Origin of the sequence: Facklamia sp. P12950 (assembly GCF_050409465.1) — a bacterium.
Taxonomy (GTDB): Bacteria; Bacillota; Bacilli; order Lactobacillales; family Aerococcaceae; genus Facklamia.
Genome location: NZ_JBNUPK010000002.1, coordinates 87,197 through 109,695 on the forward strand (window position 1 = coordinate 87,197; position 22,499 = coordinate 109,695).

General features: G+C 36.1%; 14 protein-coding genes and 1 pseudogene. 6 read left to right on the top strand and 9 right to left on the bottom strand.

Annotation, left to right across the window (positions count from 1 at the left end):
* Nucleotides 1–79: 79 nt before the first annotated feature.
* The 6 genes from ACQV2Q_RS02420 (at nucleotide 80) to ACQV2Q_RS02445 (ending at nucleotide 8,002) form a co-directional block, all read left to right on the top strand.
* Nucleotides 80–1,426 (top strand): MSCRAMM family protein, encoded by a 1,347-nt coding sequence (locus tag ACQV2Q_RS02420; protein ID WP_428876434.1) that lies wholly within the window; start codon nucleotides 80–82, stop codon nucleotides 1,424–1,426.
* Nucleotides 1,407–2,258 (top strand): class C sortase, encoded by an 852-nt coding sequence (locus tag ACQV2Q_RS02425; RefSeq protein WP_428875257.1) that lies wholly within the window; start codon nucleotides 1,407–1,409, stop codon nucleotides 2,256–2,258. The genes ACQV2Q_RS02420 and ACQV2Q_RS02425 overlap by 20 nt, the downstream gene beginning before the upstream one ends.
* Nucleotides 2,259–3,116, top strand: a complete 858-nt coding sequence (locus tag ACQV2Q_RS02430; RefSeq protein ID WP_428881798.1) for a class C sortase — start codon at nucleotides 2,259–2,261, stop codon at nucleotides 3,114–3,116. It abuts the gene before it with no gap.
* Nucleotides 3,117–3,261: 145 nt separating this feature from the next.
* Nucleotides 3,262–4,617 carry a TrkH family potassium uptake protein gene (locus ACQV2Q_RS02435; RefSeq protein ID WP_428873354.1) on the top strand — a complete coding sequence of 452 codons (1,356 nt, stop codon included), beginning with the start codon at nucleotides 3,262–3,264 and terminating at the stop codon, nucleotides 4,615–4,617.
* A 4-nt stretch (nucleotides 4,618–4,621) separates the two neighbouring features.
* Nucleotides 4,622–5,284 carry a potassium channel family protein gene (locus ACQV2Q_RS02440; RefSeq protein ID WP_428873353.1) on the top strand — a complete coding sequence of 221 codons (663 nt, stop codon included), beginning with the start codon at nucleotides 4,622–4,624 and terminating at the stop codon, nucleotides 5,282–5,284.
* A 204-nt stretch (nucleotides 5,285–5,488) separates the two neighbouring features.
* Entirely contained in the window at nucleotides 5,489–8,002 is a 2,514-nt protein-coding gene (locus ACQV2Q_RS02445) for a CAMP factor family pore-forming toxin (RefSeq protein ID WP_428881800.1), read from the top strand.
* A gap of 982 nt (nucleotides 8,003–8,984) precedes the next feature.
* Here the strand turns inward: ACQV2Q_RS02445 and ACQV2Q_RS02450 are convergent.
* From ACQV2Q_RS02450 to ACQV2Q_RS02490, 9 genes and pseudogenes are all read right to left on the bottom strand, one after another.
* The gene (locus tag ACQV2Q_RS02450; RefSeq protein WP_428881801.1) at nucleotides 8,985–12,257 is read right to left on the bottom strand and encodes a G5 domain-containing protein; all 3,273 of its coding nucleotides are present in this window, start codon (nucleotides 12,255–12,257) and stop codon (nucleotides 8,985–8,987) included.
* A 401-nt stretch (nucleotides 12,258–12,658) separates the two neighbouring features.
* Nucleotides 12,659–16,426, bottom strand: a complete 3,768-nt coding sequence (locus tag ACQV2Q_RS02455) for a YSIRK-type signal peptide-containing protein (protein WP_428881803.1) — start codon at nucleotides 16,424–16,426, stop codon at nucleotides 12,659–12,661.
* A gap of 582 nt (nucleotides 16,427–17,008) precedes the next feature.
* Nucleotides 17,009–17,350, bottom strand: coding sequence for a transposase (locus ACQV2Q_RS02460; RefSeq protein WP_428881805.1), 342 nt, complete (start codon nucleotides 17,348–17,350; stop codon nucleotides 17,009–17,011).
* Nucleotides 17,313–17,849 (bottom strand): annotated as a pseudogene (locus ACQV2Q_RS02465) (IS256 family transposase). Before ACQV2Q_RS02465 ends, ACQV2Q_RS02460 begins: the two are co-directional and overlap by 38 nt.
* Nucleotides 17,850–17,891: 42 nt before the next feature.
* On the bottom strand, nucleotides 17,892–18,065 hold the full coding sequence (locus tag ACQV2Q_RS02470; protein ID WP_428881807.1) for a hypothetical protein: 174 nt from the start codon (nucleotides 18,063–18,065) through the stop codon (nucleotides 17,892–17,894).
* Between the two features lie 259 nt (nucleotides 18,066–18,324).
* On the bottom strand, nucleotides 18,325–19,245 hold the full coding sequence (locus ACQV2Q_RS02475; protein WP_428874741.1) for a metal ABC transporter solute-binding protein, Zn/Mn family: 921 nt from the start codon (nucleotides 19,243–19,245) through the stop codon (nucleotides 18,325–18,327).
* A 263-nt stretch (nucleotides 19,246–19,508) separates the two neighbouring features.
* Nucleotides 19,509–20,648, bottom strand: a complete 1,140-nt coding sequence (locus ACQV2Q_RS02480) for a metal ABC transporter permease (protein ID WP_428881808.1) — start codon at nucleotides 20,646–20,648, stop codon at nucleotides 19,509–19,511.
* Nucleotides 20,641–21,525, bottom strand: a complete 885-nt coding sequence (locus ACQV2Q_RS02485) for a metal ABC transporter permease (protein WP_428881810.1) — start codon at nucleotides 21,523–21,525, stop codon at nucleotides 20,641–20,643. The genes ACQV2Q_RS02480 and ACQV2Q_RS02485 overlap by 8 nt, the downstream gene beginning before the upstream one ends.
* 1 nt (nucleotide 21,526) lies before the next feature.
* On the bottom strand, nucleotides 21,527–22,252 hold the full coding sequence (locus ACQV2Q_RS02490; protein ID WP_428874743.1) for a metal ABC transporter ATP-binding protein: 726 nt from the start codon (nucleotides 22,250–22,252) through the stop codon (nucleotides 21,527–21,529).
* Nucleotides 22,253–22,499: the final 247 nt, after the last annotated feature.

Here is a 22,499-nt window from a genome sequence, read left to right on the forward strand (position 1 = left end):
TGGAGATTTTCTCCATCCTTTGTTAAGGGAAATAGGCCTATTTCCCTTAACAAAGGATATTCAAACTAGGAGGTATGATATGAAGTTATTTAAACAACTTACTACATTTCTATTGATGCTTTTTACCTTAATGATCATACCCTTTAATCATATTTCAGCCACATCCAATCGCTTGATCATTCATTCTGTTGATAGTGAAACAATAAGAGAATATAGAGTGTGGAAGGTCGATCCCACCTATTCTCAAGCAGATATCGCTTCTTTAAAAGAAAAGAAAGTTAGTGAATTAGATCATCTATTTAAACAATCTTACTCTTCAAAAACGAATGAAAATTCTCTAGCCATTATTGACGGGCTTCCGGATGGTAGCTATTACGGATTAGAAATCAATCAAGCCGGTAAAAAAGAAGAACGTACGGTACCATTTATCATCGATTTGCCTTATCAAAACGCTTTTGAAGTTGATGTTTTCCCTAAGCGCGTTCAAACGGGCTACCTAAAAATCAAAGTGATCGGTGAAGTGACCACTAACCAAATGGATGATTGGAAGAATTTAGCGAATGTTACTTTTTATATTTATGCAGCGAATTCAGACCAGCCAATGTTGTTTAAAGAAGGGCATTTTACAACGGATCCTTCGGGCAAGGCTGAATTGAAGTCGAATTCTCTTGGTGAAATCACTCTCGCTTCATTACCAGAAGGAGACTATGTATTAGTTGAACTAAAAACGGTCGATGGGTATCAGCTTTCAAAAAAAATACATTTCACTATTAAGGCTGGTGAAGTTACTGAAGTTTTAGTTAAAAATTATCTGATTGCTAAAGAGACTTCTCAAGACTCAACCACAGAGCCTACAGATGAAAGCTCATTTGAAGAAGGGCTTGAAAAGGGCGGACAACATTTCCGAAAGGTCAACCATAAAAAGCCGGCGCAAGGCTTGATGGGTGCACGCTTTGAAGTAGTCACTTGGAATAGTAAAAAACGCCTCTTCGAACCAGTCTCTTCGAAAGAAGGGTCTTTCTACATTGTAGAATCTGATTCACGAGGATATTTTGAAGTCAATAATCTGCCCTTAGGAAAATACTATCTTATCGAAATCGAAGCCCCCATTGTACAAGGTCTAAAATACCAACCCTTTGAACAAGCCATTCCCTTTGAAATAACCAGTCAGAGTTATTGGAACTATACTGTAATGGAAATCGTCAACCATCCAGTTGAAGCATCAAAGCAAGAGCAAGATATTCCTATTAACCGACCTTCTAAACCAAGTGATATTGGCTTTTTACCAACGACAGGAGAATGTAAAACTAATTATTTCTACCTTGCTTTTCTTTTTATAACCATCGGTTTATTCATTCTTTTTTATAAGTCGACAACTGGTACAGAAAGGATTTCATGTAAACTTTATGAAGAAGAAAAAAATTAAACTCTTTTTTTATAATCTACTTTTTATAATGGGAGGGATAGCTTTATGCTATCCTTTTATTTCACGTTACCTCTATGACCAAGCCTCACGCGTGGAAGTGAATAGCTATAAGGAGGCTGTACAACAACTGTCTATACAAGAAGTGGACCGACGTGTTTTTCTTGCCCAAGCCTACAACGACCAATTAAGTCAGAAAAAAGAGGGCGTTTCAAAGCTTTCGGATCCTTTTTCAGAAAAAGATCATCAAGAAGGACGTGCAGCCTATGCGCATATGTTGGAGATTAATGAACAAATTGGTGTCATTGATATTCCTAAAATAAATGAATACTTACCAGTTTTTGCTGGAACCAGTGAAGAAGTGCTGCAAAAAGGAATCGGACATTTAGAAGGGACAAGTCTGCCGGTAGGTGGACTTCACACCCATGCAGTTATTACAGGGCATCGAGGGTTGCCGAATGCACGTTTATTTTCGCATTTAGACAAGTTAAAAATAGATGATGTCTTTTATTTTAACAACTTAAATGAAACTTTAGCCTATCAAGTCGATCGAATCGATGTCATCTTACCTCATGAAATAGGATATCTTGATATTGTTCCAGAGCATGATTATATGACATTAATTACTTGTACCCCCTATATGATCAATAGTCACCGCCTACTGGTTAGAGGACACCGTATTCCTTATGTAGAGGATGAATTTGAAAAAGACCGCAAGACCTCTATGAACTTCTTTATCAAGTACCGCTGGCTTTTATTACTCCTGTTACTTTTACTACTACTTACTATTCTTTTTTGGCTGTATAATCGAAAAAAGACTGACAATGGAAAGTAGGTGGCTACAATCAATAGAAGAAATATCAAAGCTGTTTTAAACATTTTTATTTTCCTTTTGGGTTTGACCTTGGTCGCCTATCCTTTTGTAGCGCGTTATATTCATAACCAAGCGGCAAGAACGCAAGTAGAAGAATTTAGGGACCAATCTATCAAAATATCACAAACTGAATTAGACCGTCGGATTGAATTAGCCCATGCTTATAATTCGACCATCCTTCCTAGTATGAATGGCGTGGTGGATCCTTTTACCAAAAAACAAAAGGAAGGAATTAAAGAATATGCTCGCATGCTCGAAATCAATGAACAGATAGGCTTTATCGATATTCCTAAGATTGATCTCTCATTACCTATCCATGCAGGAGCGACTGAAGAAGTCTTACAAAAAGCAGCCGCTCACCTCCAAGGAACCAGCTTACCTGTTGGTGGTAAAGGAACAAATAGCGTCATTACAGCTCATAGAGGCTTACCTAGCGCCAAATTATTTTCTGATTTAAACAAAATGGAAGTTGGCGACTTATTTTTCCTCCATAACTTGCGCGATGATTTAGCTTATCAAGTGATTGAAATCAAAGTGATTGAACCTAATGATTTTGAATCCCTCAAAATTGAAGAAGCAGAAGATCGAGTAACTTTATTAACCTGCACACCCTATATGATTAATAGTCATCGCTTATTGGTTATTGGTAAACGTATTCCATATCCGAAAGAAAGCATTCAAGAGACAATAACAAGAAGACAGCCATCTCCATGGAAGTTATGGCTTACGATTGCGTTAAGCTTATTTATTTTCTTGTCTATTATAGTTTTATTCATTAAAAGAAAAAAAGCTAATCGTAGCTTTTCTAGGGTAAAATGAGTCTATTGATAAGTTGCTGGTCAAAATAAACAATGAGTAATTTGTGTTTGAAATTCCTGTTTTTTTTCACTACTATAGGAATAGCAAAATTAAAAAAGCTAAACCACGATATAACTAACTTTTGTGCACAGAAGGGTGGAAAGTCATGCTTGTCTATAACCAGTGGAAAAAAGATCTCATTTCAATCAATCCTGCTGAATTATTCTTCTATAGCTACTTGGGCCTCATCTTAATTGGGAGCCTCTGTTTAAAATTACCTTTTGCAACTAATGAGGGTGTGCAGACCTCATTGATTGATAGTATCTTTACAGCCGCTTCTGCAGTTTGCGTCACGGGTCTAGCGACTTTAACCACCGCAAGTCATTGGTCGCCATTTGGTAAAACGGTCATTTTAATTCTCATACAAATAGGCGGTATTGGAATCATGACCGGTGTGGGAACCATTGGTATGTTAATGGGGAGACGGCTGTCTTTTTCTAATCGTAAGTTCTTAGCAGAAGAAAAAAATACCACTACTTTTAGTGAGGTAGCAGACCTTGTGCGGTATGTCGCTTATTCTACTTTAATTATTGAAGCCATTGGTGCTGTTTTATTAAGCTTTCAATTTATACCTGAATATGGGGTCATTAAAGGCGTCATCAATAGTATCTTTCACTCTGTTTCTGCTTTTTGTAATGCCGGCTTTGATATTATCGGTGACCAAAGTTTTATGGGCTATGTCGATAATAATTGGATAAATATCGTACTAATGTTCTTAATTATAGTAGGGGGACTCGGTTTTTCAGTTAGCAGAAATTTAATCCACCATTACTTAAATGGAAAGCCTCTTCGCTTGCATACAAAACTTGTTATAGTGACAACAAGTCTTTTAATTATCTTACCTGCCTTATTCTTTTTAGTTGTTGAATGGCAAAATCCTAGTACGTTAGGACCCTTAAATCTTGTGGATAAATTGACTGCGGCTTTTTTTCAATCGGTAACGACAAGAACGGCTGGTTTTGCGACGATCGAACAAGGAGGCTTACGCACCCCGAGCTACTTGGTGACGAATCTACTGATGTTTATTGGGGGGGCACCCGGAGGAACAGCCGGTGGCTTAAAAGTTACAACCTTTGCCTTATTAATTCTTTATACTCTGTCGTATTTGCGCGAAAGTCAAGATACCGTTGTCTTTAGACGTCGGATTCCTAGGAAGAACATATTGAAATCACTGGCCATTTTCTTTCTTTCTTTTTCTTGGGTGGGTATCGCTTTAATCTTGCTTACCCTCTTTGAACCTAATAAGTCACTGGTTAATCTTTATTATGAGATTATCTCTGCTTATGGTACAGTGGGATTAAGCCAAGGAATTACAGCCAGTTTAAGTGTGATGAGTAAAATAGTGATAATCTTTACCATGATTTTTGGTAAAATTGGACCCATGGCGATGGTGTTTGTCTTCTTCAAATCCAAAGCCTCGAACAATTATCGCGAAGCACAAGAAAGTATCTTAGTGGGGTGATTATATGAAGGAATATCTAGTGATTGGCGCCGGAAGATTTGGGCGTAGTTTAGCGGAGAATTTAATGAAATTAGGACATGAAGTGATTATTATTGATCATAATGAAGAAAGCATCAACCGAATCGCTCCTTATGTAACCCATGCAATTTGCGCAGATATCAAAAACATTGAGGTTTTTCATGAGTTAGGGCTAGCGAATATCCAAACAGCCATTATTGCAATTGGATCGGATTTAGAAGCGTCTATATTATCTACCATCACTTTAAAAGAAATCGGTGTAAAAACAATCATCGGCAAAGCTTCTACCGATTATTATGCCAAAGTTCTTAAAAAGGTTGGCATTGATAAAGTGATTATTCCAGAAAAAGAAAGTGGCCGTAAATTAGCTTATAGTTTATCCTCTAAGAATCTTGTTGATTATTTTAATATTATTGATGACTATTCCATCTTCGAAGTAACCACCCCTTCATTATGGGTGGATAAAAGTCTAATCGATTTAGACGTGAGAGCTAAACATGGCTTTAATATAGTTGGAATTATTCGAGATTCGGGTGATTTTCTTGGAAATCCTGAACCTCATTCGGTCATCCATAAAGGGGATATGTTGGTAATACTGGGAACCTCAAAAGACTTTATGACGGTTGAGAAGCTGATTAATGAGCAATAATTGATCCATTGAATAAAGTATCAAATCCTGAAACAATCTACATTTTAGATTGTTTCTTTTTTATTTTAAATGGGAGGGTTTGAGAATGAACATATTACGCATTTTAATATAAGCAATTTGTATCAAACTGTTTCGAGATAAAATATTGATTTTTTTTCTAATCGTGTTATAATTATTTTATCATAATAGATCGAGGTGGTATTTATGAGAAAAATGTCAATCATTTTTTCAAGTGCATTATTGCTAGCTAGTGTTGGAACTCCTCTGATGCAACAATCAATATACGCACAAGAAGAAGCGTCAAATACTTCGCAAGCTTATAGTGCAAATGTACAAGATTTAGCAATAGAAATAGTAAATCAAAAAGACAAATTAGAAGCATTAGAACAAACGGTCTTAGGGACTCCCTATGAAGATCTCCTAAATAAAAGTTTTGATATTTTAGAAACAGTCATCTCAGACGCTACTGCAATAGCAAAAGGCGAGGGTATAAATCCTGAAACAATTTATGCTTTAAATTCAATAGGGCCACGTCTAACTGCTATTACAGAAGTAATTGAGGCAATTGATTATTCCGTTAATCATTTGAATAATAAAATAATCGATGCCCACCATATGATGGGATTAAAAATTACACATCTTACATACACTCTGTTGAATCCGCTTTCTTCGAACAATAGTATTGAGAAATTAATTGCTGAATTGAGAGAAACCAAGAGTGAGGCAGCTGCTCTACCAGATCTCAGTGAAAAAGATACAGCAACTATTTACTCAAAAGCTAAATTAGATAAAGCCATTTGGAATACGCGTTTTATTCGGGATGAAAAAATATTAGGTAAGATGGGTGCCAATGTCTATCATTCTTTAAATCGCGCAATCACAAAAGCAGTAGGAATTCAACTTGATCCAAAATCAACCGTTGGAGAAATCGACCAAGCGGTGGCTGAAATTGAAAGTCAACTTAATCAAGCCTTACAAGGTAAAGTTGTAGAAGTCACTAAACGTGATCGTGTAGCTGATCACAAGGAAGATCTGCTCGTAATTAAAGATAAAGAAGAGCAAATTAAGCATCTGAAAGAAGTTTTAGCGGGTACAAATTATGAAAATATCCTTGAAAGAGCTTCAAAATTGGTTGAAAACATCAAGAAAGAAACCACTCTCGAAGCAAGCATAGCGGGCAAAGTTCCATTAAAGGTTGATACAATTGGAAGTCGGATTGAAGCATTAGTAACGATCATTGATGGAATTGTATACGCAACGACTGAAGCTACTAATAAAGTCAGCCATGCCCATAAAGACATGGGATATACAATCACTAAAGCTTTAATCACTTTAGCAGACCCATTTTCTTCACAAGCTTCAATCGATCATCAAGTACAACAAATCTTAGATCTAAAAGAGGCCATCAATGATTATCCAGATTTAACTGAAGAGGACATTGCAACAATCTATGTAAAAGCTAAATTAGATAACGCCATTTGGAATACACGTTTTATCAGAGATAAAAACATATTAGGTAAACTTCCTTTTGAACAGTATAATGATCTTAATAAAACAATTACTAAAGCCGTAGGTGTGCAGTTGGATCCAAAATCGACTGTCAAGGATATTAATTTATCCGTTCAACAATTACAAGAAAAACTTCAATCAATTTTAGGTTACGAAGTGGGATCAATCGTATCAAAAGACTTGACACTTCAAGACATTGTAAAAGATCATGAGGTTGCTTCAGATCTAGAAGAATTAAAAATTGAAGAAGATAAACTGGTAAAAATTTCTGAAAGAGTTCTTTCTAAAAAATATGAAAAATCATTAGAACAAGCCTTTAAGTTAATCGATAAACTCGGTGGCGAGTTAAATGGGATAAAACAATCAGATACTATATTTAACCTAAACTCAATTGGTAGCCGGATGAATGCTTTAAAAAACATTATTGAGTCCATTGATTATGCAACAAGTGAACTCAAAAATAAAGATTTATCTATACATAAAGATTATGGTTTTGCAATTACAAGAACACTAGTTACTTTATCAGACCCATTTGCTTCAAAAGAAAAAATTGAAAAAAGAATGGCTGAATTGCAAGCTTTAGAAACAAAAGCAGCCCATACACCCGATCTTCATTTAGATTCTCGTGCTAATATTTATGTTCAATCAATCCTAGATGAAGTGATTTGGAATACAAGATTTAGACGGGATAAAGAAGTTCTCGGTAAACAACCTTATGAAGTATATTCTAAAATCAATCGAACACTTACAAAAGCAGTTGGGGTTCAATTAAATCCAAATTCTACTTTAAGAGATGTCTATTCAATGATTCATGAATTAGAATTATTGTTTGATGATAAGATAACAGAAACCGAAGAAGTGATTGCAACAGAAGTCACTGAAGAAGAAGCTACCATCCAAGCTCTTAATGATGAAGTTGCTGTGGATGAAGCAATTGAAGCTAATGAAGAAAGTGTTAGTGAAGATCAGAGTGAAGGAGCTTCCGTAGAAGAAGTGATTGTCGGCGATACTTTTGAAGAGCTTTCTACAGATGAAGCGATCGAAGAAGAAATAACATCAGTTGAACAAATTGAAGAAACAACGGTTGAGAAATCGGCAGATGACGCTGAAACTGAAGAAACTCAACTTGATGCTGAGCAAACAGTTCTTCAAGACGAAACTATAAGTGACCTCTCAATAGAAGAGTCAGCCGTTGAATCAGATCTTTAATCATAGCTTGGTCCGTCTCGTTAGAAGCCTAATAGAATGATTCTATTAGGCTTTTTAGTTTGAAATACAATTTATTTATATGGGTTTACATAATATACATTATCTTATTTTTACAACGGTGACAATTCACATAGCCTCTAACCAGTAAAAAGATGAAAAGCAGACTTAGCATAACTCCAAAAATAAATGGTAATGGAATCCTATCAATAGTACGGGGGCCTTGATTAATAGATATCAGCGCCAAAAATAGATGAGACGCTCTTTACTGACTAGGGTTAATTCGGGATAAACAAAATGAAAACAAGGGCTAGGTACCCACCAATTAGTGCCTGCCAGAGCAGTGAGAGTCGATCAATAGTTTTTAGCAAAGCTGCAACAATTAGTCCACTCCCAAAAGTAATTAAAAAAGTTAGCACAGAAATTTTTTCCAAACCATTTTGATCGATACGGGTAATTTGTTTGCTAATAAAGGATATTCCATCTTCTCCCCTCCTAAAAAATTATATTCTTTCAATTAGTTTAACGAATCTCTTAATAAATGCCAAGCTTCGAAGCTGACAGGTTTTTATCATTCTAGAGCTGTCAAATAATGCAGAAAACCTGATACAAAGATTGTTAGTGATTGTTTCCATCGTGTCCATTTACTAAATGGTGCACTCATCCACCCGCTAGCCTTCAAGGAGTATTTAGCTTCAAATCCACGCAGTTGTGTGCTTAATCAAGTTTCATGAGCCTGTGGTAACGCCTACTAAAAAAAGCGAGCGTTTAGACTGAAAAAATGATAGAACATTTCTAGGATTAGAGAGCTTGATTCCCTATCGTAAAAGAAATTGCTGACTCGTTGATTCATTCAATTCATCTTTTAAATCAAAGGATACTCTAAAAAATCTAGAAAACAAAAAGACGACCCCCAATAGTTCGTTTTTACACGAACTGTTGGAGGTCTCTAGATGAATCACAGTCTTTTTATTTTTTCTGAGCGTTAATTGAGTTTTTCTTTAAAATGCTTCTCTTCTTCAATCAGAGTTAGGATATCATTTCTAGCATCATTTGAAAGGTTTTTCCTATTTAATTCATCATTTAAATAGTCCATATACCCATCTGGCGAATAAGAAGGTGCAGGATTTTCAGCATCCCCTTCAGGAATTTTGAATACATACTTGGTTTTTATCTGCCCATTTTCTTCGAATTGAATTTCAGTTGCTTGAGCCAATGGTGTACCAAAGTATTGAGAAGCATAAAGTAACTTATTCACTTCATCATAATGGATGCCGGTTCCTACATGCTTAAATTGTTTTTCTAACAGAACCATCCGGTGTCCCCGGTTAATATTGCCATTGCTATCACGGTTGTTAATGTCTCCATACCAACCAAGAATTAAGCGTTTACCGAGTTCCTCTGGGCTACCAAAGAAAGTTAATGGATCTGTACTCAACCTCATTTTATAGAGATTTGCTTGAGCGTATGGATTGTTTATTAACTCTTTAACATCTTTTACATATCCTTCTTCAATAGCAATCCTTCGATCATCTTGATGACCAAATGGCACTCCAGGTTGAGCTAAATTCTCAGCATTTTTTTCTGCTGAGCTGTTAAGCTGTTCGTTATTAATTAGAGTAGTTAAACCATTCTTATCTCTTAGATTATTCAGAAATCCTTCAGCAAATTTCGAAGCCTTTTCTAAGAAAATTTCTAATTCGGTAGCCGGTTCCACAATCTTAGTTCCCATTAAAGTGATTTGATTTTCAGCTTCTTTAGTCACCGTATTACTAATTACTTGGCGAGAAATCTCTTTGTCGTTAATGTAAGTAATTTCTTCTTTGATTGTTTTTTCACCTTCACTACCTTCTGAAACAATCTGAGTGTGTCCTTCAGGAAGTGTTGCATCATAAATGACTTCCACTTCAAATGGAATTTTTTCTATCCTTGATTGTATTTCAACTCGTGTTTCTTGTGTCCCAACTTCAATAATTTCTATCAACGGTTCTACAGTAATTTCACTACCAATTTCTTGGCGTTGATGTTCAACCAATGTACCATCACTTAATTGAATATAAACAACTTCTTCTTTTACTGTTTTTATGCCATCTTTACCTTTTTGAATTATTTTCACTTCGTCTTTAGCAAGGTCCTTATTAAAGCGTTTTTCCACTTTGTAAGGTACCGGCGCTTCTTTTTCTTCAATTTTAGTGATTCTTTCTTGAGATCCAACCTCAATAATCTTATTAATTGCTGGTGTAACGACTATACGCTCAATTTCAATGCGTTCTTTCTCAATGCCTTTAATCAAAATGACATCTTCAATAACAATTATTTCACCTTCTTTACCTTCGCGTACAACTCGTTCTATTCCTTTTTCCAGATCAGGATTCTCACGAATTTCAGTCTCATATGCGATAACATCACGAGTCTCTATTCTATCTACGGTTTTTGTGCCATATTCAATAATCTTTTCCACTGGTTCGATCATCTCACGACCAATTTCTTCCCGACGGATTTCTTCGCAGTTGACAGTTACTACTTTTTCAGTTATTACTTCCTTACCTTTAACACCTTCTTGAACAACTTTACTTTCGCCTACTAACAGTTCTGAATTTTCACGTTGAACCACGTCAAAGTCAAATTCCGTTATTTTCTGTTCTTCAGTGATGACTTCTTCGTATGTACCGATTTCAATAATCTTATTGACAACTGGTGTCTCTTCTTTTGAGGTCTCTTCTCGATGTATTTCAGTACCTTGAGCGTCAAAAGTGACTTCATATATCCGAACATTTTCACCATCTTGTCCTTCTTCAATGACCTTTTCTTCTCCTTTCGGAAGATTCGGGTTCTCTTTGTATTCAATTCCTCTAGTGGTCATTGTGGTTTCTTTGATAGTTTTAATTGTTTTAACTAATTTTGATCCTCTACGTTCAACACGAGGTTCAGCTGCCACTAAATCTTCTAACTCAGCAGATTGGGTAATGATTTCCCCATCTTGATCAATAATTGTTATTATAGCCGTATAAGATCCTTCTTTGCCTTCTTTTTCTACCACTACTTCTCCTTCAGCTAAAGCATTGTCATAGATAATGGTAGTTTCTGGTATCGTCTTGTAATATTCATGCTTAATTGTTTGGGTTTCAATAATATCTGGCCCTTGATCTGGAGTCGGAATATTTTCAATTATTTGATTTCCTTCTTCATCCAAGACAGGATTTCCTTCTTCATCCACTTTCGGTTGTTGAACAAAAATGAGGTTTCCTTCAAGAACAGTTTGGCTTTTTTCTTCACTTGTATCTAATACAATATCATAGCTTGGTTGGATTTCTTGATGATTTTCCCCAGATATCACATCTTTGGAACCGATAACTTCTACTACTGGTTGGTTCACTACGGGAGCGACATTTTGTGGTAATGGCATTTTTTCAGGAATAACGCATTGATCGAAATTATCTTCTTCGTCTTTATCTGATGGGTCTTCAGTAACTGGTGGTATCACTTCTTCAGAATCTTGATCGTCATCCTTATCGATATCTGTTTCTGGAAGGTCATCTTCATTTGAAGCATCGTCTTTTATAGGATCTTCACTAGTGTTTTCATTAGTATCTTTATCCGCCTCTTCTTGGTTTGGATCAACTACAGGATCATTATCCCTATCGGTGTTCGAAGGGTCTTGATTATTTCCGGGAACGAGTGGGTGCGAAGGCTTACTATTGGTTGGATGGTCAATCTTTTTGATTGCTTCAGCCCCCTTGCTCGTCATAGTCATAGAGCTTGAAGCGACCTCACCTTCTAATAGAAGGATATCGCCCGTTAAAATAAAATCGACATCTTTTATACCATTTAATAGAGCTAAATCTTCTACTGTTCGACCACTTGCTTGAGCAATTGCACTTAAGGTGTCTCCCCATTGAATGGCATAAACAGTTAAACCTAAGTCTTTTTGACGCTCCATTTCTTGACGGATGGTATCAACAGAATTCGCTTCCCACTTAAGTGTTACTTTATCCAAAGCATTTTGTGATTCTTCTTTAATTTCGTCAAGTGCTAATAACGCTTCTTTTTTGTCAAAAGATGTTGCTAAAGGACTTTTCCATACTTGTTCCATGTCCGAACTTTGAGCCAACACTTCAACTTGTTGAGAAACTACACCTAAAGCTAATGAAGACAGTAAAGCAGCTGCGACCCAAGCCCCTTTGACTTTTTTCATCAGTTTGAAGCCTCTCCTCGACTTGCTAGTATCAATACGATGATACTGATTACGACTGATCATTTAATCCTCTCCTGACTATACATGGTTTTAAATATATAATAGCATATATATAAATAAAATCCATATAATTATATAAATTTTTAAAAGTCCTTGCTATCCTTTACATCATACAGTTTGTCACCAATATAAGATACATAGGCTAAAGTAAAGTCCCCATTACCTTTTGCATTAAATCAAAATAAGAGACGATATTCAATTGAAGAATTCATCGCTTGAATTTAAGCACAGACAATTTGCCGAAGGTTTTAATCAAAAGAAGGTTACGGATCATTTTAAAAATAAAAAAAACCAAGCAACAGTTGTTGCTTGGTCAAGATAAATTGAATGCATCAACCTTAAGTTTCATCAAGCCGAAAATAAATTCGCCTTTAAACTTAGGTTTCTATTCAAATTATTTAGTATTACTCTTCGTTTTCTTTCTTTTTAGGCATTGTAAGGAACAATCCAGCTAAAATAGAAAGGGCAGCTCCAGAGAAGATGGCATATGCTCCTGCATCCCCTGTTGCTGGTAAAACGGAAACTTCATCCATCTCACCATTAGGTGCTTGAGGGTTAGGCTTTTCAGGTGTTTCTGGACTTTCAGGTGTCTCTGGACTTTCAGGTGTCTCTGAACTTTCAGGTGTCTCTGAACTTTCAGGTGTTTCTGAACTTTCAGGTGTCTCTGGACTTTCAGGTCTTTCTGAACTTTCAGGTGTTTCTGGACTTTCAGGTGTCTCTGGGTCTGTAGGATTATTAGGGTTAGATGGAACGTTTGGGTCAACTTCTTTAACTTCTACTATCACTAAAGATGACTTTGTAACAGTTGCACCGTTCTTATCCGTTACTTTAAAAGTAATCGTGTATTCCCCAGGAACATTTGGGTTGAACCCTCCATCATTGGTAATCACAACGGACTCTTTTAAATCACCATCTTCAGCATCTTGTGCGTCTGTTATTAATGAAGCTAAAGTAAAGGTATTATCACCTTGTGCAATACGCATATCTTCAACGGTGAGCGTTGGTGCTTCATTAATTGAGGTCCATTTTGGTGAAACAGTCACTACTGCTGATTTAGTAATGCTTGCACCCATTTCGTCAGTGACCATGAATATAATCGTATATTGACCTGGTGCATTGACATCAAAACCACCATTGTCAAAGATTTTAACTTCGTTAATCAAATCACCATCTTCTTTGTCATGAGCCTTTTCAATAAGCGATTCTAAAGTAAAGCTTTCGTCACCTTGAGCAATGGTGCTATTTTTAACACTAAGTGTTGGCGCTTCATTAAGTGGCGTCAATGGTGTCATTTCTTCCTCTACAGTTACGACTGCTGATTTAGAAATAGTTGCGCCATCTTTATCCGTTACTTTAAAAGTAACAATATATTGACCCGCTGTATTGACATCAAACCCACCATTGTCAACGATTTCAACTTCGTCAATTAAGTTGCCATCTTCATTATCATGAGCCTTTTGAATGAGTGATTCTAAGGTAAAGACATCATCTCCTTGGGTGATTGTTTGATCTGTTACTTTGAGTGTTGGTGCCTCATTAAATGGAGTCCATTTTGGTGAAACAGTAACAACAGATGACTTTGTAACACTTGCACCGTTCTTATCCGTTACTTTAAAAGTAATCGTGTATTCCCCAGGAACATTTGGGTTGAACCCTCCATCATTGGTAATCACAACGGACTCTTTTAAATCACCATCTTCAGCATCTTGTGCGTCTGTTATTAATGAAGCTAAAGTAAAGGTATTATCACCTTGTGCAATACGCATATCTTCAACGGTGAGCGTTGGTGCTTCATTAATTGAGGTCCATTTTGGTGAAACAGTCACTACTGCTGATTTAGTAATGCTTGCACCCATTTCGTCAGTGACCATGAATATAATCGTATATTGACCTGGTGCATTGACATCAAAACCACCATTGTCAAAGATTTTAACTTCGTTAATCAAATCACCATCTTCTTTGTCATGAGCCTTTTCAATAAGCGATTCTAAAGTAAAGCTTTCGTCACCTTGAGCAATGGTGCTATTTTTAACACTAAGTGTTGGCGCTTCATTAAGTGGCGTCAATGGTGTCATTTCTTCCTCTACAGTTACGACTGCTGATTTAGAAATAGTTGCGCCATCTTTATCCGTTACTTTAAAGGTAATTGTATATTCTCCAGGAACATTTGGGTTGAACCCTCCATCATTGGTGATCACAACGGACTCTTTTAAATTACCATCTTCAGCATCTTGTGCGTCTGAAATTAATGAACCTAAGGTAAAAGTATTATCACCTTGAGCAATACGTATGTCTTCAACGGTGAGGGTTGGAGCTTCATTGATTGCGGTCCATTTTGGTGAAACTGTAACAAGAGATGACTTAGTAATAGTTGCGCCATCTTTATCCCTTACTTTAAAAGTAATCGTGTATTCCCCAGGAACATTTGGGTTGAAGCCTCCATCACTGGTAATCACAACGGACTCTTTTAAATCACCGTCTTCAGCATCTTGTGCGTCTGAAATTAATGAACCTAAGGTAAAAGTATTATCACCTTGAGCAATACGCATGTCTTTAACAGTGAGAGTTGGCACTTCATTGAGTGGTGTCAACGGTAGATTATCTTCAGGAATATATTGCACAGCTGCAATGTCCCGATAATCATCCGTTTCTGAAGCATAATAGGTTATTGATGGATTACTATGCAAATTGAATCTTTCTACATAATTAAAAGTAGAACTTGTCACATCATTGCCGATCATTTTCCAGTCACCTGTATATTGGTTAAGGCCAACTTGTGTCCCTGCCAATCCATCTTTTGATAGTTGGGTTTCTTGAATGACTTCAGGATGCGCTAAGAATTGATAGGCAGAGGTGAAATCACCATTAGAAGTTAAATTTTGAGATCCATCTTCATGACTATCCGGCTCACGACTTTCAAAATAAGCTCGCCATTCTAATCCAGCCCATAGTGGTAAAATAGGCGTCTTTTGAGCCTGTTCTTTTGTCACAACATAATCCAACCGAATAGCAATAGGAAAACGAGAGGAAAGAGTTCCTGAATTAATGGCAAATCTTCGAACTGTGCTAAAGCCTTCATCATCCAATTCTTGATTTTGACTTAACTTGAATTGCTTGATTGCTTCTTCCGGAGAAGCGTATCCTTTCGTAGAAGTAAACATTTCTCCTTTAGGTTGATATGATGAGTGTGTTGCCGTGTAGCCTCGATCTACAATGCCTCCAGGTAAATAATCAAATCCTTTAGCTTTTAAGGCGCGCACTTCATCCAATGTTGCTAGATTACCGAATTTTCCGGCATAACTATACTCATCCCCAGTATATTCTCTTAGTAGTTGATCACGTAGATCAAAGGCATCTGATAAAGCTGGGTACTCGACTCCTTCATACTCTTTAATCATTTCTAATGGTAATAAAATATCAACTGCTGCATCATGTGTTTTTTTGATATCCGTATAGTGCCAATCACCTGCTTCATCTTTTAATTTATCCCCATCATATGTCCCAATTTGTGTGATTTTAATATCTTTTAATAGAGAAGGAACCACTAAACTATAAGATGTTGCGGTTTGGACATGATCCGAACTTGTAATTCCAGCAAAAGAGACCTGGAAAGAATACTGAATATCTCCCGTCTCCAGTTTTTTCGCTTCAAGTGGAGTTACATCAACTCCACCTCCTGTATAGGAAATAACATTTTGTGAGGGAAAATTTTGAAATTGATTATAATTTTGCATTGGCTGAAATTGAACGTCATTGTCTGTAACAATTTGAGGTTTCTCTTGTAATTCAAGTTCATTACTGTTTGAATTAAGTGATGAAGCTTCTTCTATTTGATTTAAATGAATTTCCTCTTCCGTTACTGTTTCTTCTTCAGTTACTACTTCTTCTTCAGTTACTACTTCTTGTTCAATTACTGCTACTTCTTCAGTTACTGCTACTTCTTCAGTTACTGCTACTTCTTCAGTTACTACTTCTTCTTCAGTTACTGCTTGATCTTCAGTTACTACTTCCTCTAAAATTGCTGCATGAGAAAAATTCTCATCAGTCAATTCGTTAGCCGAAGCTTGTGTAATGCCAAATGAACTCATTACTATAAATGAACCAATTGCTACTGAACATAAGCCAAAAGATTTTTTTCTTAAGGCAAATCTGTTTTTATTTTCTAACACCATATCATAACCCCTTTCAAAATAATCAATGCATAATATACATTAATTTATTATAAACTAATTGAAATGTAAAGAAAAGTCAAGTGTATAAACTTCTTTAAATATATTTTTGCTTTTTGACAACAACTATTATGACCTCAAAAGCTTTAGATAAAACCTTGAAACTTATTATTTTAAATAATACAGCCTTAAATCCCTATATAAATGTATTATAGATCAATGTCGAAGGTAGTGTCAGATAAATTGTGTAACCTACAGTTCAAGATTGTAATTATCAGATCAATACTTCTGTTATTTCCGATCCTAACCTCGCATTTTAGATGATCTTTCGAATACCATGTGGATTCGCTTAGATCTGTAGGATTGATAGGTCCTCTAAAATGCGAGGGAAGCAACCGAAGGGTGATAGTTTACTCCATTAAGATACTGGGGCTTTGTGAGACCTTCTCTTAATTTCGTCTCGTTAACTGGTCGTTTTTGATCCAAAAGAGATTGATGTTCAAAGGTTGCTTTACCAAAGTCTTTATGTTTCCGATGTCCAAACTTTGCGTTATACTCGCTAATAGAACAATAGACTGTTTTTCCCTAAGTGGCTTCATGGGGAAACTGTTCTTTTATTGTTGTGATCCGCTTTATTTGTTTATTGACGGCTTCTGATTGTTTGTTGGTATAAAAGGATGTCCGTATTTCCTTGGGAAAATGCATAAATGAAAAAAGATTCTTTTTTAGTCTCAATTGTTCAGCCAACTTTGGATAAGTCGCTCCCCAGGTCTGGATGAATTCATTGAGTAGTCGAGTGGCTTCTACGATACTACTGGCTTTAGGAACTTTTTTAGTGACGCTAACACTTCTTGACGATCCTTCAAACGGACTTTTATGGAGACATGTCTCAATAAGTGTGTCCAACAAGATCCATCGGAAACTCATTAGTCAGGGCCCCCGCTAACCCGGTCAATTCGTCTGAGACAAAAAGTAAAACATTTTCTAGCCCTCTTTGTTTTAAGTCTTGAAGCATTTCACGGTAATGCAAGGCTGATTCCGTGGGATAGACTTGAAAATCAAGTATTTCCTTATAGCCTTGAGCATCCATTCCGATAATAGTATGGACGGCTTCCTTAGAGACATTTCCACGCCTTACAGGGACAAAAGTAGCCTCACAGTATAAACATACATCGTCTTGTTTAATCGGACGTTGTCGGTAAGCGGCTAATTCTTCTCCAAATGTTTTTGAAAGGTTAGAGAGGGTCGTTGGTGAATAATGTGGACCCTACATCTTTTCGATGAGCTTTGAATCGTCACGTGTCGTCACACCCTTTTGAACCATCCAAACAATCATCTCCTCTAGATGAGAAAGCACTTCTTGAAGACATTGGAGTGTTTTAACGTCTCATTCACCTAAACGATCACGGGGAACTTTAAGATTCAACCTGCCATATTCTGTTATTAAAGTTCTCGAATAATAGCCATTTCAAGAATTGCCTGTATGGTAGCCTTTTACTTCCCATTTCTCATCATCAAGAAAGACGATTCTTTCACTTTCAAGCAGTAGATTAATCGCTTCTTCTAAAGCCTGACGAAACAGTTCATGAATCGATTCACCTTGGGCTAGTGCTGTGAATAATTTTGTGTTAAAGTCTTCCATAAGGGACCTCCTGTGTGTGATTGTTTTGTGGCTATTACAATCTTACATAAGTGAGGTCTCTTTTTCTAGGGAGTCTCGGAGCTTACACAAAAAATTCTACGCTATATATTAAGCTTGATCTATAAATCTATTTATATGTTCATAAAGCCCATAAGTTTATCTCTCAAGGCTTTACTGAAATAAGATTTTGAGTTAACCATACAAAAAAAATATACCGAGAATTCCTCGGTATATTTTAGGTCGAATCGTATTTAAGTTATTATTTTAAATTGTTTACAATTAAATCAACATTATGACGACACATATCAATAAATGTATCTCCCTCTTGACCTTCAGGTGCTAATGAATCAGAGAAAAGTTCTTGACCTTCTCCACTAACAACTTTCACTTCAAAACCTTTAGAGGCACAAGCTTCTTTTAATTTTTCCATCCGTGCTGGATCGGTTGTTGATTCAGCAAAGATTGCTTTAATTTTATTTTCAACAATAAAATCAACAGTATCATCAATATCTTTATTAGAAACCTCAGAATCGGTTGTTACCCCTTGAGGAGCACGTACTGGAATATTATAAGCTCTTGAGAAATAATTGAAAGCATCATGTGGGGTAATTAAGAAGCGACTTTCTTCTGGAATTGAAGCAATTTTTTCCTCTAATTCTTTATCTAATTCTTTCAATTGCGTAATATACTTATCGGTATGCTCCATAATTTCAGCTTCATTGTCTGGTATTAACTCGATTAGGGCTTCAGAAGCTCTTTGAGTAGCTTGTTGATAGAGATTCAAATCAAACCAGAAATGAGGATCGACAGCCATTCCCCCATCATCGTCCATTACTCCGACCTCATTCGAATCAAAATTTTCTGAAACTGCCACACCAATTGGTTCTAATTGTTCAATCATTTTTCCTTCAAAATGCAAACCATGGTATAAAACAAGATCAGCTTCTTTTAATTTTTGCAAATCTTGAGGTCTTGGCTCATACAAATGAGGATCCTCCCCTGCTGGAATAATCATTTCAATGGTTACCAGATCTCCGGCTAAGTTCTTTACCATATCTCCTAAAAATGAGGTGGTTACAGTAACCATTGGTTTTTCTTCAGCTGCAACACTCGAAGCTAAACTAACGGATGACCCCATAAACAATGCCATTGCGAACAGAAACTTAATAAACTTTTTCATACTATATCTCCTTTTTAGGTTACCCTAATTATTTTTGTAAGGTAAGTATATAATAGTAATCATTACATGTCAACAGAATTTTAGACGAATCTAAACTAATTAAAGATTTTTCCTTATTTTTTTGATAAAGGATAATTAACTTTGTAAACTTTTACCAAAGATTCCTTATTTTATTCATTTACATCTTCAATATTAAAAGAACCCACGTCCTAGTAATGGACATGGATTCTTATGCGCAAACAGACTGGCGTTAGAGGACTGAATTAAAGATTATACCTTTCTTTAAGAGATTTTACTCTTACTTGACCTTTTGAAGTTAGTTGATAAGTAGCATTCAAATTATCATGAAAAACTTCGTCATTTTTTATTAAACGGTTTGCTACTTTTTCAATTTGCTCTTGGGGCCATTGTAAATGCTCTTTTATTGATTGGAAGCCAACTTCACTCAATTCATTGACTGTATTCCTATGATTTGCCAGATGCATAATAAATAATTCTTCTTTTAAGGTCCTTTTTTGTTGAATCTTACGGACCATTTGAGTAATGAATCCATTTTTATTAAACAAGAAAGTCAATCCAAACGTGATTCCTGCAATGGTGGCTGTCATACCAGAGAGTGAAACATTTAAGCCTAAGCCGATAAAATAACCCAAAACGGAGTTAAAAATTGCATAAAGACTGGCTATCAAAAGCATATGATTTAATTTTTTTACAATGAGATAGGCTGAAGCAGCTGGTGCGATTAAGAAGGAAATAACAAGAATGGCCCCCACCGCATCAAAAGCGACAACCGTTGTGATTGAAGTTAACAACATCAAACCATAAAAGAGCACAATCTGGGTAAACCCAGCCACTTGGGCAAATTGGGCATCAAAGGTTGTGATTTTCAATTCCTTATAGAAGAGTACAATAAACAAAATATTTATGAGTAACATAACACTCATTTGAACAGCTGATTTAGCAATCGAAATACCAAAAACATCCAAACGAGTTAAGGAAGCCATCCCCACATCCCCCATTAACACAGCATCCGTATCAAGATGGACGTTCCTCCCATATTTAGTAATTAAAATAACGGATAAGGCGAAAAAGAGCGGATAGACAACACCAACCGCATCATCATTTTTTATTAAGCCGGTATTGGATAAACTCTCGACGCCCCAGACAGTAAAAACGCCTATCAAAGCGGCGCCAATTATTAATAAGGGGGATGTTAAGTCATGAGCGATAAAATAAGCTAATACGATTCCTAATAATACGGTATGAGAAATGGCATCTCCTAACATCGAAAGATTTCTCAATAAAAGGAAACAGCCAATGATTGCACAAGCGATAGCTGTCAATACCAGAATGATCAGTGATTCATAGGTAATATCAAATAATAGTAAGATATTCTCAATCATTGAATTCTCCTCCTTTTTTTGGCATGAGTGTTTTTTGAACAATTCCCTTTTTACCAAAAAGCATCGAAAGTAATGCGATAATTGATAAGGTCAAAATAATAGTTGGACCCGTACTCATACCGTTATATTTGGTAGAGATATAAGTTCCAATCACGGCAGATATACCACCAAAGATCCCCGAAAGAATTAAAACGCGCTCAAAACGATGGGTCCATTGCATCGCTGCAATGGAAGGTACAATCAAAATTGAAGCAATTAGAATGGTTCCGACAAGTTTTAAGCCTACAGCAATTAAACTCATCGTCATGACCAGAATAATACTATAAAGAATAACAGGTTTAATACCCACTGTTTTCGCATAAACTTCATCAAAGACAAACAACTTAATTTCTTTTTTAAAGAGAATTAATATAAAAATAGAGATAAGGGCCACAATTAAAATGATTTTTAAATCATTTTCCATAATATAAGAAGCTTGACCGAAAAGGTAATTTTTTAACCCTGCTTGAGAAGCTCCTTTAAAACGCGGATTGCCAGAAATATTGCTCTTTAATACCATACCAAAACCAAAGAAAGATGATAAAATGATGGCTAGAATTGCATCTAAATTAAGTTTGGAATGTTGGTCAATGATTTGAATTAAACCGTAAGCCACTCCCCCACTAATAACGGCTCCGATCATCATGGTCATGGTATCTTTGGAGAGCGTCAACATGAAGGCTAAAACAATCCCAGGATAAGTAGCATGCCCAATTGCATCGCCAATCAGAGATTGACTTTTAAATACACTCACAGCTCCTACTGCTCCTGAAGCAGAGGCTAAAAGAAAAGTAGAAAGTGCAATTAAAATAAAGGAATAACTAGTTAAAATATCCACTTTAAATTTCGCCTCCCCAAGTCATATTCGCTTTAACTAAATGTTCATGAACAAAGACTTCTTCAGTTGGTCCCGCCGCAATTAGACGTTTATTTAAAATAATAACATGGTCAAAATATTGTTTAATAGTGTTCAAATCATGATGAACAACAATCGACGTGTGCCCCTTTTGCTGGATTCGCTTGACAAAGTCGATAAAGATTCTTTCGGTCCGCTTGTCCACTCCTGCTAAGGGTTCATCCATAAAGTAGATCTCTGCTTCTTGAGCAATGGCTCGTGCAATAAATACACGCTGTCTTTGACCACCTGACAATTGAGAAATTTGGCGGTCTTTATACTCATAAATACCAATTTCTTTTAAGGCTTGATGAGCCTTTTCATAATCAATTTTACGTGGCCGTTTAATCCATCCTAAATGAACATATCTCCCCATTAAGACTACATCTTCTACAGTGGTTGGAAAATCCCAGTTGACTTCACTGGCTTGGGGAATATAGGCGACTTTATTTTTTATGGCATCAAAATGTGTTCCCAGTATAGATACTCTTCCTGAAAGGGGCTTTTCTAATTCTAGAATCCCTTTAATTAGAGTAGACTTACCAGCACCATTAGGTCCAATAATAGCTGTTCTTGATCCTTTCATAATTTTAACGTCAATATCCCAAAGAACAGGTTGTTCTTGATAGGCCATAGTTAAATCCTCAACTTCGACGATGGCATTTTTCATAATGTTTCCTCCTATTTAATTTAATAAAAATGATACCCAAAGATTTTCAGCAAAATATCTATTTTTTAAAAGATTACTCATTATTGAAAAGTTTTAACGAACCTTTTCCATCTATTTAGTTCTTTTTCTTTTTCTGATATCCCCTCCATTTTTTATCCTTAAACTCCGATGGCCTCTTTTAATTTTATTTTAAAGTGATTAAAATGATATTAGACTATTGATAAAAATTTTTTAGTTTAGTCTAATT